The following is a 15,010-nucleotide window of genomic DNA, read 5'->3' as shown; positions in this document are numbered from 1 at the left end:
GTGGGAGCGGGCGAGATCAACAGATCTCGCCCGCTCCTCCCTGTGCTACGGGTGCAGATGCGGCTTCCGCACCGTCAACGTCTGGTGATTGGCGGCGTGGGGCCGGTAGGTCGGGTTGCCGGAGTAGGCAACGTGGACCCGGTAGGCCCCGGGCTGCAGATTGGCGGTGGGCAGTTCGACGGCGGCCCTACCGTCCGCCAGTGGCACGACGTGCACGGTGCCGCCGAAGGTGACGGTGACCTCGCCGGTCGGGGTCGGAGCGTGGTGCCTGCGCCCGCCCGCCGGCCCAACGGTCACGTTCAATCTGAACGTGCCCCCGCGGATAACCGACGCCGGCTTGGCCTTCGCCTGGACCTTGACGGCGGCCGTGCCCGAGGGCACCTCGAACGATGCCGTACCCACCGACGCCTTCAGGTAGTCGAAGCCGAGGTACTCGGCCTTGACCGTCCGGGCACCCGCCGGGAGACCTGTCGGCAGCGTGACCGTGGCTGCGCCGCCATTCAGGTGGGCGAGCTTCGACCACGAGCCGATGCTGAGCCGCACCTGACCGCCGGTCTCGAAACCGTCAGCTGCGGTGACCGTCACGGTGGCCGTGGTCGTCTGGGCGCCGCTCGCGTACGGCTCGACTGCCACCTCGGTGGCGGTCGTGACGTCGCTGTTCGGGACTCCGCGGATATCGTTCCACTCGCGGACGGTCAGCGGGATCACGGTGCCGTGACGCGGACGGACGACACCCGCGTTGGTCATGGTGATCGCCTTGGCGTTCCAGGTCGGAGCCTCGATGTCCTCGTGGCACGCGGCCTGGTAACCCCCACCGTTCGTGTACCGGTCACCCCAGAGGTAGAACTGGCCGGGGCAGGAGGTGTCACCGGGGTTCGCCTTGAAGACGACCGGTCCCTCGTACCCCTGGTTGGCGGCCCACGTCGTGCGCCCCAGAGCCGGCGCGACCAACGTCCAGTTGTCGATGTTGCTGTCCAGGAAGTCGGTGTGCTTCTCCGAGAAGATGTCCGAGCCCTGGTTGCCAGCCTCGTTCTTGGTCACCCGGTAGTAGTGGTCACCGACCCGGATGGCGGTCGTGTCGATCCGCGACAGCGGGGCCGGATCCTGCCAGACCTGGGGGGCGGAGAACGTCTTGAAGTCCCGCGTCGTGGCGTACCACATCTGCGCGTTGCCCTGACCGGTGCGGTTCACCGGGTCGCTCCACAGCGACTGCGCCCAGAACACGACGTAGGCGCCGATCTCCTCGACCCACAGCGACTCTGGTGCGAAGGCGTTGCCCGCGTTGTCGGGCGCGACCTTCACGTGCCGCTGAGGGGTCCAGTTCACCAGATCGTGCGACTCGAACACCTCGATGTACTGGGTGTCGTTGATGGCGTATCCACCCTGGTCGTACCAGTTCAGGTCGGTGGCGATCATGTAGAACGTGTCGCCGTCGGGTGAGCGGACGATGTGCGGGTCACGAAGCCCCTGGTCGCCCAGTTGAGAGATCAGCGACGGCCGACCTCCGGTCAGACCTGTCCAGTCCAGGGCGGTGTTTCCGTTGGACGTGGCGAACATGATCTGCTCGCCGTCGGCAATACCCTCACCCTTGAAGTACCCCATGAAGTACCGCTCGTACTCTTCGGTTCGCGGCATGGCGGTGATGGTCACCGGGAACGACTTCTTCTCCGAGGCCGAACCCTTGGTGATGGTCGCCGTCAGGGTGGCGGCAACATCCTCGTGGCCGAAGGCCGGGCGGCTGACCGCACCCGTCGGGGTGACGAGGCCGGTGGTCGATTTCCAGGTGATCGTGGATCCGAACTCGCCCTTGGCCGCGAGGTCGAGGTTTCCGCGTACGTCGTCGGTGTCGGCCAGGGTCAGGTCGAAGGCGTCCCGGTCGACCGCCTGCGCGTCGTCGAACTCGGCCTTCACCACGACGGGGATCTCCCGGGTGGTGACCTCCTGGCCGCCCTTGCGGACAGTCGCCGTGAGCGTGGCTGTCGCGTCGGGCTGCCCCTGCGCGGGCCGGGTGATCCTGCCGGTCACCGCAACCTTGCGTGCGCTGGCGAGGGCTGGCGGGCTGTTGACCTCGACGACCGAAGGGTCCGAACTGGTCCAGGTGATGGTCGAGCCCGCCACGGAGCCCACCTTGGGCAGAACGACATCGCGTACGACCGCACTGGTCAGGCCGAGGTCGATGGCCGCGGCGTCGGCGCGAACCCCATCGGAGACGGTCTTCTCTGCCAGCAGGAGTGTCTCGTCCAGACGCACCGCCCGGTCGTACACGCGGAAGTCCCGGATTGTTCCGCGGAACGAGTAGTGGCCCGACGTCTGCGAGCGACCCAGGAAGTTGCAGTTGGTCCCCGCCGCGTTCACCGACGGCGCCGTGGTCAGGTCGGTCGACGTCGCGTGCAGCACGCCATCGAGGTAGAGCCGGCCGGTCCAGCTCGTTCCGTTCGAGTTCAGTGACTGGGTGTAGGTGACATGGGTCCACGCTCCCTCGAGCATGCGGACCCGGTTCTGTTGGAGGTTCGCCGGACCCACCGCGACGCGGAACCGCTGGGTGTTCGACGCGAAGATGGAGCCCTCGGCGCCGGTGTCGACGTCGCACGAGCCGGACTTGCGGCCGAAACCCCACATCTGGTGCTCGCCGACGTTTGCCGGGTCGACCCACACGTCATAGTCGACGGTGAGGTTGGACATGCCGGCGGTGATGTCGTTCGGCAGTGCCACGTATGCGCCGTCGAGGGCGCCCTCGTAGGAGTCGGGGTTGAACCTGACTCCTTCACCGGTCAGGGCCGCCCTCTCGGGATTCACGAGCGTGGCGTTCGCCGCCGCGCCCGCGCTACCCGAGTTGACCAACGTCGTCCCACTGGTCTCGTCGAGGGCGAAGTGGTGTACCAGACCCTCGTCGAGATGCTCCTCGGCAGCGTGCGAGGGCGTCGCCGCGAACGAGACCGAAAGAAGCGCACCCAGTGCCAGGACCGCGACACCTCTACCCTTGCGACTCAGCCCGAGACGTGGCCTTCGCTGTCGCAGTCTCAACTGATTCTCCTTCATCGGGGCGGGGGTCTCTCTAAGGTGGACGGAACTGATGACGCTAACTACGGCGTGCTGCCAGGTCAACGCAGTGCGTCGCCGCCTGAGCGGGTCCCGCGAGAATCGTGTCCGTCCCGCACAGGCGCGTACCGCCGGCTGAGGACCCTGCGGATGGCGGCGAGGCGCGACGCCGAGGGCCAGGGCGGCCCGCTCGTCCGGCCCGGCCGCTCGGGTCAGCTCCTCCGGGCGAGCGGCGCCACCCCACCGCAGGCACCGATCGTGCGCGCGGCCGCGGCCTGGACCTGCGGGGACGGATCGGATAACGCCGCGGTGGCCGTGGCCAGCAACGCCGGCACGATCTGCCGGCAGCCGAGCACCGCCCGGACGTAGAGGGCACCCTGCAGCCGCCCGTCCTCCCAGATCCCCTCCTCGTCGCCATCGGCAAGCGCCTGGGCCAGAGCGGCGTCCACGTCGAAGTCTGGCTCGGGCAGGTCCCTGTCCGTGCTGCTGCCCGCCTCGGCCACCGCGGCCAGGAAGTTGAGCAATTCGGCACGCAGGCCGGGATCGGTCACCCGCGGGTCGGCGAGCAGTGCGGCCACGTGCAGGGCGACCGGCGGGGTCGCGGTCCACGGCGTTCCCTGATGGATGATCGCCGACCACAGATGCTCGAGCGCCGTCGCGCGGGCCGTCGGGTCGTCCCCGGCGAGCGCCGCCAGATGGCCTGGGGTATCCACGGCGGGGCCGTAGGCGTGCAGCAGAGCGGCGTACTCGGTCACGCCGGGAAAATACCCGGTCCGCACCGCGAACACCGTGTTGCACTGCACCCGGCGTCCGCTCGTGTCGATGAGCGGAAGCCGTCAGCAGGGCGGACTGCCTGGGCGTCACGCGCTAATCAGGCTGTGGCGTACCGACCCGCAGTCGTCACACCCAGGTGTCGGACCGCCGCGTCGATGCTGGCTGCGGCCGCTGGCAGCAGCGGCAGCCGTACTCCCGGGGTCGGGATACGGCCTTGCGCGTGCAGTACTCCCTTGATCACGGCGGGGTTGGGCTCGGCGAACAGGGCGGCGGACAGTCGCCTGAGCTGGTGTCCCAGTGGCCGTGCCTGATCCGCCTGCCCTGCCTGGAAGGCTGCGACCAGCGCGAGGAACTGTGCGGTGGCCACGTGTGCCGAGGCGAGGATGGCACCGTGTGCGCCGAGTGCCAGCATCGGCGCCAGCAATTCGTCCGTGCCGGCCAGGACACTGAACCCCTGGGGTGGGTCGGTGAGCAGATCGACCGCGTCACCGTCGATGGCGCCTGGCGCGTACTTGATGCCGATCACCGCGTCGATCGCCGCCAACCGCCGTACCGCACCTGTCGACAAATCTTGTCCGGTGCGGTGCGGTACGTGGTAGACCACGAGCGGCACCGGGCTGGCCGCCGCGAGGGCGTCGAAGTGTGCCACGACGCCGTCCTCCCCGGGGCGCACGAATGACGGCACCAGACACAGCGCGGCGACCACCGATCGGCGGGCGGCCAGCGCCTGCAGTTCCTCGGCGGTGTTGGCACCGACCAGTAGCGGGACGGCTCGCCTCCCGCACACCCCGGTCAACACCTCCAGCACCTGGTGACGTTCGTTCGCGCTCAAGGTGGTGGCTTCGGCGGTGGTGCCCAGGGCCACCAGACCGGCAGCGCCGGCGGACAGCACCTCGTACGCGAGTTCTTCCAGTACGCCCAGGTCCACCGCCCCGGCCTCGTCGAAGGGAGTGATCAGGGGAACGTGTACGCCGTTCAACGTCATGAATGCAGCCTGGCCGACGGCACCCGTAAGATCCAGTTCCGATTCCTTGGCTGATGCGTAAGGTGAGCTGATGCTCGATGGACGCCGGTTGCGGCTTCTCAGTGACCTGGATCGGCTGGGCACGATCGCCGCCGTCGCCGCCGTCCACGCGTACACACCATCGGCGGTGTCCCAGCAACTGGCCGTGTTGGAACGCGAGGCCGGTGTCGCGCTGCTGAGGCGCAGTGGCCGCCGGGTGGAGTTCACCGCCGCTGGCCGGGTGCTCGTGCGTCATGCCGCGACGGTGCTCGCAGCGCTGGAGGAGGCCGGCGCCGCCGTGGCCGCCGTACGCTCCGAACCCGCCGGGCAGATCCGCATCGGTGCCCATCCCTCCGCCGTACGCACGGTGCTGCCGGCGGCGCTGGTCTCGCTCGGCCGCGACCATCCAGGGCTGGAGCTGTCGGTCAGCGAACTCGACCCGGTCGCGGTGCCTGGCGCCCTCCGTGACCGCCGGCTCGACGTGGGCCTGCTGCAGGACTACGACATCGTGCCGGCCGGCACGGACCCGTCGCTGGAATCGGTGCCACTGCTGCACGAGGCCGTCTACCTCGCCGTCGCGGCGGATGCGCGGGTCACCACGCTCGCCGATGCCCACGACACCTCGTGGATCCTGGCCAGCCCGGGCACGCTGTGCCACGACGTGGCTCTGCGGGTGTGCCGGGGCGCCGGCTTCACGCCTCGTGCACGGCACCACATCGACGACTTCGCTGCTGTGCTTGCCCTGGTCCGGGCCGGGCAGGGGGTCGCACTGGTACCTGAACTAGCGGTGCTCGCGCCGGAGACGGGAGTACGGCTGATCGCCGCACCGACTCGACGTCGCACCCGGATCGGGTACCGCCGCGGCGCGGCCGAGATGCCGGCAGTAGCGGCCGTCGTCGCCGCGTTACACGCCTCCGCTGGACTGTTCGGCGCAGGTGAGCCTGCTTAATCGGCGGATCGTCACCGCTGAGGATGGGCTGGGGCTCGCGTTCTACGGCCGGATGTCCACGGTCGACTTCCAGCGGCCCAGGAGTGAGCTTTGCGGTCAAGGTGACAACCGGAGAGCGGCCGTCGGGCGGCTGACGCAGCTGTGGTCGGGGGTTGTTCGCCGATGTTGGCCGCCTGCCACTGGACGGGGTGGCACGCTGGGCACGTGGACTGGGCAGTGAGCCGGGGGAATCTGGCATCGGGGTTACGGTGAACGGCCTCTGATGCGTACCGCGTTGATCGTGGTAGCCGCGTTGGTGGCGGCGGTGGTCGTGGACCTGACCTCTGGCGTGCTGGTCCGTCGGGTGGCCCGTGGCCGATACCGGTGGTTGCTGGAGCCGCTGCGGCATGCCTGCCGCCGCCCGGCGGCGGCGGTGCTGCTCGTTGGGGCGCTGTACTACGCGCTGCTCTTGGGCCCGGCGGCGTCGCCACCAGTCCGACGACGATCTCAGGGCGGCCCTGTTGACTCTGCGTCATCGGTGCTCCTCACCGTAGCCGGGCTCGGCCCCTGAGGGCGAGAACCGGAGGCGTGCCGCGCCGTCGCGGCAGCTTCCGTGTCGACGCGATGCCGGCCGGTGCTCCTTTGGTGGCGAAGTGACCAACTGCGGTCTCCCGTCCCGCGTCGCCGACAAATGTTGGGTTCAGGTGGGTGACGTGCGGAACATCGACACACCTGGACGGACATACCCCCCGGGGGTATTTTGAGGGTGAGGAGGCGATGCGGGATGTCGCACGATGAGCACCACCAGATGCGGACCCCGGGTGAGGCCGTGGAACGACACGGGGGTCAGGGTGATGACCAAATCGGCCGAGAGGGTCTGGGCGGGCAGCTTGTTCAGCCCGGCGCCCACGGCGACCATGCCGGTACTGCCGGCCATGGCGGGCATGACAAGCACGCCGGCCACGACCCGGAGATGTTCCGCCGCAAGTTCTGGCTGAGCCTGGTCCTGACGGTGCCGATCGTGGTCACCAGTCACATGGTGATGGACTGGTTCGGCTACCGGCTGGACTCGCCGGGCGTCGACTGGGTGGGACCGGGGCTGGGCACCGTGGTGTTCGTCTACGGCGGGTGGCCGTTCCTGCAGGGCGCGGTGCGGGAGGTCCGTGACCGGGCGCCGGGGATGATGCTGCTGATCGCGATGGCCATCACCGTCGCGTACGTGGCCTCGGGGGCGACCGCGCTGGGCGTGTTCGATCTGGACTTCTGGTGGGAGCTGGCGGCGCTGGTCACGATCATGCTGCTCGGGCACTGGCAGGAGATGAAGGCCATCGGTCAGGCCCAGGGCGCCCTGTCGGCCCTGGCCGCGCTGCTGCCCGACGACGCCGAACGCCTCGGCGGTGACGGGCAGCCCGAACGGGTGCGGGTCAGCGACCTGCGTGTCGGCGACGTTGTCCTGGTGCGTCCCGGTGGGCGGGTGCCGGCCGACGGGCGCATCACTGACGGTCGCGCGGAGTTGGACGAGTCGATGATCACCGGTGAGTCCCGGCCGGTTGGCCGCGAACGCGGCGACCGGGTGGTGGCGGGCACGGTCGCCACCGACGCGGCCGTCCGGGTGCGCGTCGAGGCCGTCGGCGAGGACACCGCCCTGGCCGGCATCCAGCGCCTCGTCGCGCAGGCCCAGCAGTCCAGCGGCCGGGCGCAGGTCCTCGCTGACCGGTTCGCGGCCTGGCTGTTCTACATCGCCACTGCCACCGCCGCCGCGACGCTGCTGATCTGGACACTGGTCGGGAACCTCGACGAGGCCGTCGTGCGTACCGTCACGGTGTTGGTGATCGCCTGCCCGCACGCGCTGGGGCTGGCCATCCCGCTGGTGGTCGCCCTGTCGACCGCCGTGGCGGCGAAGGGCGGCATCCTGGTCAAGGACCGCCTCGCCCTGGAGCGGATGCGCACCATCGACACGGTGTTGTTCGACAAGACCGGCACCCTGACCCGCGGCGCGCACGTCGTCGCCGGTGTCGCCGCCACTGGCGGCGTCAGCGAGACGGACGTGCTGGCCGTCGCGGCGGCGGTGGAGGCCGACAGTGAACACCCCCTCGCGCGGGCCATCGTCACCGCCGCCGCCCAACAGGGCGCCCGACGCACCGCGACCAATTTCCGGTCGCTGACCGGTCGCGGGGTACGCGCCGACGTCGACGGCGTCGGTTACGCCGTCGGGGGACCCGCCCTGCTGCGCGAACTCGACGCCACGGCACCCGGCGACCTCGATGAGCACCGGGCCGAGTGGTCCCGACGAGGAGCGGCGGTACTGCACCTGCTGCGCCTGGACGGCGAGCGGGCAACCGTCATCGGCGCCCTCGCCCTGGAAGACCAGATCCGCCCCGAGGCGCGCCAAGCCATCGCCGACCTCCGCCAACAGGGCATCCGCAAGATCGTCATGATTACCGGGGACGCGCGGCCGGTGGCCGAGGCGGTCGCTGCCGACCTGGGGTTCCGGCCCGGTGAGGGCGAGGTGTTCGCCGAGGTGCTGCCCGCCGACAAGGACGAGGCGGTCGGTGAGCTGCAACGCCGGGGGCTGCGGGTGGCGATGGTCGGTGACGGCGTGAACGACGCTCCTGCGCTCGCCCGCGCCGACGTCGGCATCGCCATCGGCGCCGGCACCGACGTCGCGATCGAATCCGCAGGTGTCGTGCTCGCCTCCTCCGACCCGCGCGGGGTCACCGGAGTCATCCGGCTCTCGCGCGCCTCGTACCGCAAGATGATCCAGAATCTGGCCTGGGCCGCCGGCTACAACGTCGTTGCCCTGCCCTTGGCCGCCGGTGCTCTGGCCTGGGCCGGTGTGAGCCTGAGTCCCGCGGTCGCCGCGGTGCTGATGTCCGCCTCCACCATCGTGGTCGCGCTCAACGCCCAACTGCTGCGCCGCGTGCAGCTACGCCACCCGGACGATTCGGGTCAGGACCGCGGAGGGCGCTCCCCATCCAATCGCTGAAGTGGTTGTGTCATCGAACGACTTGGTTGTACCGTCGAACCATGCAGAGTGAGGAGGTAGATGCGGCGCAGGACGCCCTGTTGCGGTTCATCCGCAACTTCGGCCTCCATCAGCCCGACCGAACGCCATGCGGACAGCCACTGCCGGTCTCCGAGGCGCACGCCATGGTGGAGATCGCCCGCGAGACAGGCATCCGTCAGACGGAACTGGCCCGCCGGCTGCGGCTGGAGAAAAGCACAGTCAGCCGCCTGGTCACCAACCTGGTCAACCGGGGTTGGGTGCGCCGCGAGACGGCCGACAGTGACGGCCGCGGCGTCGTGCTGCTGCTCACCGAGGCCGGAATCACCGCTGCTGCTCGGCAGGCCGACGCCCGCCGGCACCGGCTCACCGCTCTGCTCGCTCGCGTACCCGACGACCAACACGCCGCCGTGGTGCGCGCGCTGCAGACCCTCGCGGAGGCCGCCGATGAACCGTCCTGACCGCCACTCTCGAACCCGGACGCTGCTCATGGTCGCTGCCACCGCCACGGCCATCACCCTGAGCAGCGGATGCGCCGACGACTCGACGCCGACACCGGTGACGTCCAGCCGGCAGGCCGAGGTGGCCGAGCGGGGCGCATCAGTCATGCCGTTCGACCTGGAACGCACCACGCACCAATTCACCAAGAGCGGTAGCGGCGGCGTCCAGACCGTGACCGCCGACGACCCGCAGGACGCCAGTCAGGTCGCCCTCATCCAGCAGCACCTGCACGAGGAGACCTCCCGCTTCCGCCGCGGCGACTTCACCGACCCGGCCGCGATCCACGGCGACCAGATGCCCGGCCTGCAAGCGCTCCGTGCGCACGGCGGACGCATCACCATCGACTACGAGACCACCGCCGGCGGGGGACGCGTCACTTACACCACCAGTGACACCGAGCTCCGCAACGCTCTGCACCACTGGTTCGACGCGCAGGTCGGCGACCACGGTGAGCACGCCACCCGCTGAACACCGTCTACTTGGATGAGGTTGCCGGTCAGCGAGACGCCGCGCTGACCACGCGCTCGAAGCATCCACGTCGATGCGCCTCGTGACGTGGACGTTGGCGATGTAAGTGCTCCGGACGTCTGCGTCGACGATGCCCGGTCCCGACGGCAGCCCTGCCACCGTCAGCTCCGACGGCGCGATCGCTCAGATCAACCTGCTGCTGAACACCAGCCCGTACTCGACTTCGGCCCTCGACCTGGCCGGTGACGACCTCCGGCAGGTGGCCCACGACCAGGCCCCCCGCCGGAACAACCGCGCTGGTCGGCGGTGTCAGCTCCGTCTTCGCCGACATCCGCGACGCGAACAACCGCGACCTGTTGGTGATCTTCCCGGTGGCAGGGTGCTGATCGCCGTGATCCTGGGGCTACTCCTGCGCAGCATCGTCGCCCCGGTCTACCTCATGATCGCAGTCGGCCTCGGCTTCGTGGCGACGCTCGGGGCGACCGTCCTTGCCTTCCAGGGCATCGGCGACCGGGCCGGAGTGTCCTTCTCCCTGCCGATCATCCTCTATCTGTTCGAGCCGGCAACGATCCCCGCACCGCCGCCTCGTTGGCGATCCACCACGCTGGACCGTCGGTGGCCGCGGCCGGTCTGATCCTCGCCGGCACGTTCACCTCGATGCTGTTCGCCGGGGTGTCGTTCCTGACCGAGATGGGCTTCGCGGTCTCGGTGGGAATCGTGCTGTCCGCGTTCATCATGTCCCTGCTCCTCGTCCCCGGCATCACCGCGCTCCGCGGCCACGCCGCATGGTGGCCCGGGCACGGCGACGCCGCCCGCTCCGACCCGTCGGCAACGCCGGCCGGGGCCAGCCCTTCGGAGTCAGCGGCCACCTCAGCGCACTGAGCAATCGCCTCACGCGGTGGGCGGGGCGAAACGTCCCGTCCACCGCGTTTCCCCGATACCGTCGCTCACGCCGTGGGCGAGGTCGCCGCCTCGGCCGCCCCGGTCGCCTTCGGCAGCCCCCGCCGGGCGATCTGATCTCGGAGGGTGTGCAACCGCACACCCATGTGTTTCAATGCCGCTACCGATAGTTGATCGTGGCCTCAACACCTGAGGCTCGCCGGACAACGAGGAGTGTGCATGAGGCGACGGATACCCGCACTGCTGGCGGCAACCGTCCTCGGCCTGGGACTGACCCCGGGGCCCGTCCACGCGGCGCCCCCCGCGAGCGCCAGCGCAGGCGGGGGCATCGTCGCCCCGCCGCGGTTCGACTTCGCGACCGCCCGCGCCGCCGCGGACCCGGAGACCCAGGCACGCATCGCCGCCATCGCCGCGCTGCTACCGGACAACTGGCAAGCCATGCTCGCCGACAAGCGGGAGAGGCTGGGCCTGCGACCGTCCGTCGCGCAGCAGTTGGTCGAGGGCGCGATCGACCCGTCGCTCTACCAGTGCCAGGACACCCAGTTCACCACGTACACACAGGGCCTGCTCGAAGGCGTCGACCTGGACACCCTGCTGGTCCTGCTCATCTTCGGCGTCCTGGATTACGCGGCCTACGACGCGCTCATCTACGGCCAGCCCAACAACGAGGCGGACTACGGCCTGCCCGCCAGCCACAAGAGCACGTTGAAGCGGACCTTCAAGGACGCACAGCAGTTCTGGGACGTCAACCTGTTCGACGTCAAGCTCATGGCCATGCAGAACGACATGCTGCAGGATCCCGCGCGGGTAGCTCGGATGGTCGCCTTCATCTGGGGACTGGACGAGGAACAGGCGGCAGCCGCCGCCGCCGAGATCATGGCCATCATCGGCTCCGTCCCCGCGCTCGACAGAGGACGCAACCCGATCTTCACCCTGAACGCCTACGCCTTCACCGCCGAGGGTGAGGCCGACCCGCTGCTGCGGGACGTCCCGGACAAGGTCGTCTTCGGCGAGGGCATGCTCACCGCGATCGGCGCACTCGGCCTGGGAACAGCTGGCGCGCGCGCGATCCTCGCCCACGAGATGGCCCACCACGTTCAATTCGAACAGGGCCTGTTCGACAGCCCGCTGACCGGCGCCGAGGCGACCCGCCGCACCGAACTGATGGCCGACGGCTTCGGCACCTACTTCGTCACCCACCCGCGCGGGCTCAACTTCAACGGCGTCCAGATCCACCAGGCGCAACAGACGTTCTACGAGGTCGGCGACTGCTACTTCGACGACCCCGGTCACCACGGCACCCCGAACCAGCGCCTGCGGGCCTCGGTCTGGGGCGCCCAGGTCGCCCAGCAGGCCACGGGCATCAAGCCCATCCTGCCGTCGATGAATCTCTTCAACCGATTCGAGCGCAAGCTCCCGGCGTTGATCAAGCCAGACGCGCGCCCGGAACCGGCCGGCCGCCTCTGACCCGTCGTACCCCCCGGTGGGCCGTCGGAAGCCGGACGGCCCACCGGGGCGCTCATGCACGTTGATCGCAGCGTCGTCCATCAGCGTTCTCCGCTCAGTGTTCTGTTGTCGGCGGGGTGGTGGTTCGGGGTAGCCCCAGGGCGAGTAGGGCACCGAGGGCGACCACGGCCGCGCCCGTCGCGACCGCCGGCGTCAGGCCGTCCACGAAGGTCGTGCCGGTGGCGTACCCGCCGTTGGCGGCGAAGACCGAGGCGAGCGCGGCGACTCCGACGGCTACGCCGAGTTCGCGGACGGAGTTGTTGGTGCCGGAGGCGGCGCCCCGGGCGTCTTCCGGCACACTGGCCATGGTCGCGGTGCTGATCGGGGCGAAGGTCAGTCCCATCCCGATGCCGGCCAGCGCCAGTGGTGCGGCGAGCACGCCGTAGGCGACGTCGGCCGCAACGACCAGGGCGAGCCAGCCGAGCGCGATGGCGAGGGTGCTCTGGCCGGCGATGATCAGGTTGCGGACGCCGAGCCTGCCCACCAGGAGCCCGGCCAGCGGGGCAACCACCATCGGCGCCATGGTCCACGGCATCGTGCGTATCCCTGCCTCCAGGGGACTCAGTTTCTGCACCACCTGGAAGAACTGGGCGAGCAGGAACACCGAGCCGAAGACGCCGACCGAGAACGTGAACGCCACTGCGGTGACGAGGCTGAAGGTGCGGGAGCGGAAGAGCCGCAGCGGCAGCATCGGGGCCGAGGTTCGCCGCTCCCACCAGAGGAAGCCGCAGATCAGCGCGGCGCCTCCGACCAGCGCCGCCACCACCCCGGTCGACATCCACCCGTGCTCCTCGCCGTGCACCACGCCCCAGACCAGGGCCAGCACGCCGACGGTGGAGAGGGCCAGGCCGGCCGGGTCCAGCCGGGACGACGGGCGACGTGATTCGCGCAGGGTGGTCGCGGCCAGTCCGATGGCGAGCAGTCCGATCGGTACGTTGAGCCAGAAGATCCACGTCCAGTCGAGCCCTTCGACCACCGCTCCGCCCACCAGCGGGCCGACAGCGATACCGAGACCGCTGATTCCGCCCCAGATTCCGATGGCGGCGTTGCGACGCCGCTCGGGGACGGCCGCGGCGAGCAGGGTGAGCGACAGCGGCATCACGGCCGCTCCGGCCGCTCCCTGGACTGCCCGGGCGGCGGTGAGCATCCACGGTTCGGTGGCCAGGGCGCAGGCGGCGGAGGCCAGCGTGAACAGGCCGATGCCGGCGAGGAAGAGCCGGCGACGGCCGATCCGGTCGCCGAGCGCGGCGGCGGTGAGCAGCAGCGCGGCGAAGGGAAGCGTGTACGCGTTGACGAACCACTGCAGGTCGGTCAGGGAGGCGCCGAGTTCCGTCCTGATCACCGGCAGTGCCGTCGTCACGACGAGATTGTCCAAGGTGACCATGAACATCGGCACGCCGACGGCGGCGAGCACGGCGGCCAGGGGTGGGCCGTCGGGCCGGTCGGGTGGGCCGGGAGGAAGCACGGCGGCGCTCTCGGTGACGGTGTTTGCACAGGGCATCAGGGGCTCCTTGTTGTTATCGAATGATAACTAGGCTCCTGTTAAAGTAGCTATCGACTGATAACATGTCAACATCCCTTCGAAGGAGTACCGATGACCAGGACCCGGCTGACCGCCAGCGAGCGCGGCGAACAACTGGTGGCCGCGGCGGTCAAGGCGTTCGCCACCGCCGGTTACGCCGGCACCAGCACCGATGACGTGGCGCGGCTGGCCGGTGTCTCGCAGCCGTACGTGATCCGGTTGTTCGGCTCCAAGCAGCGCCTGTTCATCGCCACTGTCGAACACGCCGCCGGCCGGATCGAGCAGGCGTTCCATCGAGCGGCCGAACGACAGAAGGACCTGCCGACCTTGGCCACCGCCTACGACGAGCTACTGACCGAGCATGACCTGCTCGCCGTCCTGCTGCACGGGTACGCGGCCAGCTCCGACCCGACGATCGGCTCCGCCGTACGCGTCCGCTTCGGCCGGATCTATCAGCTGGTCCGAGACCTGACCGGGGCGACCGCGGAGGAGACTCGCGAGTTCCTGGCCACCGGGATGCTGCTCACCGTGATGGCGTCGATCCGCGTCATCGGGCCGGACGCGGTCGCGCCGGAACCGTGGATGTCGGAGATCGCCGACACCATCTACAAGCCCGATCCGGACGGCGAATCCGCACCCGACGGGGAGGCGGCGACGCGAGCCTGCCGGTGATGGCGGTGCAGCCATTGACGTTCGCCTCGACCTACTAACCTCGGGATCTGTGATATCTGATCTGGCGGATGTCGTCGCGGCGTGCGGCTCTGCGGTCGCGGTTGTCGTGACCGTCGTATTCGCGGTACGCCAGCTGCGCTCGGCGCAGACCGCCAACCAGACCCTCGTCGCGATCGAACTGCTGACCCGAGACCGATCCAGCGACGAGTTTCTCCACGCTGAGGACTTCGTCCTCAAGGAGCTGACCCTCCGCCACCCGCCACCCGGTGTCAGTGTCAGTGACCTGCCGGCCGAGGCACGCCACCATGTGGTCCGGCTGTCCCTCTACTACAACGGCCTGGGCCAGATGCTCGCTTTTGCGGCGGTCGATCCGAGGCTCCTGGTGGGTACCGTCAGCTACCGCTCCCGGCAGGCCTGGCGTGTCCTGGAGCCCTACATCCTCGCCGAGCGTGCCCAGCGCGGCGAGACGTACCTGTCCCACTTCGAGCACCTGGTTCACCTGGCCACGCACAATCCGTGGGCCACGGCGGTCCGCAAGTTCAACCTGAAGCACTTCGGCAGCTATCCCGCCGAGCTCGGCCTGAACGACGCCGCGGCAACAGAGCCGTCGCCCCAGCACGAAAACGCGTAACAGTGACAAGCGCCGAGATGCAGTCGGCCGGCATCAGCAGCGGGTCGGTGGCAGAGCCGTAC

15 protein-coding genes are annotated in these 15,010 nt (G+C 69.6%); 10 read left to right on the top strand and 5 right to left on the bottom strand.

Annotated features, from left to right (window positions below; translation table 11 throughout):
* Positions 1 to 45: 45 nt before the first annotated feature.
* The 3 genes from AB0A90_RS24710 to AB0A90_RS24700 form a co-directional block, all read right to left on the bottom strand.
* Positions 46 to 3,105, bottom strand: a complete 3,060-nt coding sequence (locus tag AB0A90_RS24710; protein ID WP_357252287.1) for an immunoglobulin-like domain-containing protein — start codon at positions 3,103 to 3,105, stop codon at positions 46 to 48.
* 146 nt (positions 3,106 to 3,251) lie between these two features.
* Positions 3,252 to 3,794 (bottom strand): hypothetical protein, encoded by a 543-nt coding sequence (locus AB0A90_RS24705; RefSeq protein ID WP_357252284.1) that lies wholly within the window; start codon positions 3,792 to 3,794, stop codon positions 3,252 to 3,254.
* Positions 3,795 to 3,910: 116 nt separating this feature from the next.
* Complete coding sequence (locus AB0A90_RS24700; RefSeq protein ID WP_357252281.1) at positions 3,911 to 4,798, bottom strand: dihydrodipicolinate synthase family protein; 888 nt, start codon at positions 4,796 to 4,798, stop codon at positions 3,911 to 3,913.
* Between the two features lie 70 nt (positions 4,799 to 4,868).
* Here AB0A90_RS24700 and AB0A90_RS24695 point away from each other — a divergent pair, with 70 nt between their 5' ends.
* Together AB0A90_RS24695 and AB0A90_RS24690 are read left to right on the top strand one after the other, a co-directional pair.
* Positions 4,869 to 5,765, top strand: coding sequence for a LysR substrate-binding domain-containing protein (locus AB0A90_RS24695; RefSeq protein ID WP_357252278.1), 897 nt, complete (start codon positions 4,869 to 4,871; stop codon positions 5,763 to 5,765).
* A gap of 262 nt (positions 5,766 to 6,027) precedes the next feature.
* A complete protein-coding gene (locus AB0A90_RS24690; protein ID WP_357252275.1) occupies positions 6,028 to 6,315 on the top strand; it encodes a hypothetical protein in 288 nt (95 codons plus the stop codon).
* A gap of 129 nt (positions 6,316 to 6,444) precedes the next feature.
* Here the strand turns inward: AB0A90_RS24690 and AB0A90_RS24685 are convergent, their stop codons facing one another.
* A complete protein-coding gene (locus AB0A90_RS24685; RefSeq protein ID WP_357252272.1) occupies positions 6,445 to 6,681 on the bottom strand; it encodes a hypothetical protein in 237 nt (78 codons plus the stop codon).
* A 36-nt stretch (positions 6,682 to 6,717) separates the two neighbouring features.
* Between AB0A90_RS24685 and AB0A90_RS24680 the strand changes: the two genes are divergently transcribed.
* The 6 genes from AB0A90_RS24680 to AB0A90_RS24655 all read left to right on the top strand — a co-directional run bounded on the left by AB0A90_RS24680 (position 6,718) and on the right by AB0A90_RS24655 (position 12,084).
* The gene (locus AB0A90_RS24680) at positions 6,718 to 8,730 is read left to right on the top strand and encodes a heavy metal translocating P-type ATPase (RefSeq protein ID WP_357252269.1); all 2,013 of its coding nucleotides are present in this window, start codon (positions 6,718 to 6,720) and stop codon (positions 8,728 to 8,730) included.
* A gap of 41 nt (positions 8,731 to 8,771) precedes the next feature.
* A complete protein-coding gene (locus AB0A90_RS24675; RefSeq protein ID WP_357252266.1) occupies positions 8,772 to 9,209 on the top strand; it encodes a MarR family winged helix-turn-helix transcriptional regulator in 438 nt (145 codons plus the stop codon).
* On the top strand, positions 9,196 to 9,717 hold the full coding sequence (locus AB0A90_RS24670; protein WP_357252263.1) for a hypothetical protein: 522 nt from the start codon (positions 9,196 to 9,198) through the stop codon (positions 9,715 to 9,717). Before AB0A90_RS24675 ends, AB0A90_RS24670 begins: the two co-directional genes overlap by 14 nt.
* A 130-nt stretch (positions 9,718 to 9,847) precedes the next feature.
* Positions 9,848 to 10,351, top strand: coding sequence for an MMPL family transporter (locus tag AB0A90_RS24665; RefSeq protein ID WP_357252260.1), 504 nt, complete (start codon positions 9,848 to 9,850; stop codon positions 10,349 to 10,351).
* The gene (locus AB0A90_RS24660) at positions 10,306 to 10,599 is read left to right on the top strand and encodes an MMPL family transporter (protein ID WP_357252257.1); all 294 of its coding nucleotides are present in this window, start codon (positions 10,306 to 10,308) and stop codon (positions 10,597 to 10,599) included. Before AB0A90_RS24665 ends, AB0A90_RS24660 begins: the two co-directional genes overlap by 46 nt.
* Before the next feature lie 237 nt (positions 10,600 to 10,836).
* Entirely contained in the window at positions 10,837 to 12,084 is a 1,248-nt protein-coding gene (locus AB0A90_RS24655) for a hypothetical protein (RefSeq protein ID WP_357252254.1), read from the top strand.
* A 94-nt stretch (positions 12,085 to 12,178) separates the two neighbouring features.
* On the opposite strand, the gene AB0A90_RS24650 is transcribed toward AB0A90_RS24655, so the two are convergent.
* Positions 12,179 to 13,624, bottom strand: a complete 1,446-nt coding sequence (locus tag AB0A90_RS24650; RefSeq protein WP_357252251.1) for a DHA2 family efflux MFS transporter permease subunit — start codon at positions 13,622 to 13,624, stop codon at positions 12,179 to 12,181.
* Between the two features lie 93 nt (positions 13,625 to 13,717).
* Here AB0A90_RS24650 and AB0A90_RS24645 point away from each other — a divergent pair, with 93 nt between their 5' ends.
* Both AB0A90_RS24645 and AB0A90_RS24640 read left to right on the top strand, forming a co-directional pair.
* On the top strand, positions 13,718 to 14,317 hold the full coding sequence (locus AB0A90_RS24645; protein WP_357252248.1) for a TetR/AcrR family transcriptional regulator: 600 nt from the start codon (positions 13,718 to 13,720) through the stop codon (positions 14,315 to 14,317).
* Between the two features lie 106 nt (positions 14,318 to 14,423).
* Positions 14,424 to 14,948, top strand: coding sequence for a hypothetical protein (locus AB0A90_RS24640; protein ID WP_357252245.1), 525 nt, complete (start codon positions 14,424 to 14,426; stop codon positions 14,946 to 14,948).
* Positions 14,949 to 15,010 lie beyond the last annotated feature (62 nt).

It is taken from the genome of Micromonospora sp. NPDC049204, from assembly GCF_040647935.1.
Lineage (GTDB): Bacteria > Actinomycetota > Actinomycetes > Mycobacteriales > Micromonosporaceae > Micromonospora.
This window is presented reverse-complemented; position numbering and strand designations above follow the sequence as displayed.

Bases quoted from the DNA above. Each gene is read 5' to 3' on its own strand.
- AB0A90_RS24695 (WP_357252278.1), top strand. From the start codon at position 4,869: ATGCTCGATGGACGCCGGTTGCGGCTTCTCAGTGACCTGGATCGGCTG.
- AB0A90_RS24690 (WP_357252275.1), top strand. From the start codon at position 6,028: ATGCGTACCGCGTTGATCGTGGTAGCCGCGTTGGTGGCGGCGGTGGTC.
- AB0A90_RS24665 (WP_357252260.1), top strand. From the start codon at position 9,848: ATGCCCGGTCCCGACGGCAGCCCTGCCACCGTCAGCTCCGACGGCGCG.
- AB0A90_RS24655 (WP_357252254.1), top strand. From the start codon at position 10,837: ATGAGGCGACGGATACCCGCACTGCTGGCGGCAACCGTCCTCGGCCTG.
- AB0A90_RS24685 (WP_357252272.1), bottom strand. From the start codon at position 6,681: ATGGCCGGCAGTACCGGCATGGTCGCCGTGGGCGCCGGGCTGAACAAG.
- AB0A90_RS24650 (WP_357252251.1), bottom strand. From the start codon at position 13,624: ATGCCCTGTGCAAACACCGTCACCGAGAGCGCCGCCGTGCTTCCTCCC.
- AB0A90_RS24670 (WP_357252263.1), top strand. From the start codon at position 9,196: ATGAACCGTCCTGACCGCCACTCTCGAACCCGGACGCTGCTCATGGTC.
- AB0A90_RS24645 (WP_357252248.1), top strand. From the start codon at position 13,718: ATGACCAGGACCCGGCTGACCGCCAGCGAGCGCGGCGAACAACTGGTG.
- AB0A90_RS24675 (WP_357252266.1), top strand. From the start codon at position 8,772: ATGCAGAGTGAGGAGGTAGATGCGGCGCAGGACGCCCTGTTGCGGTTC.
- AB0A90_RS24680 (WP_357252269.1), top strand. From the start codon at position 6,718: ATGTTCCGCCGCAAGTTCTGGCTGAGCCTGGTCCTGACGGTGCCGATC.
- AB0A90_RS24700 (WP_357252281.1), bottom strand. From the start codon at position 4,798: ATGACGTTGAACGGCGTACACGTTCCCCTGATCACTCCCTTCGACGAG.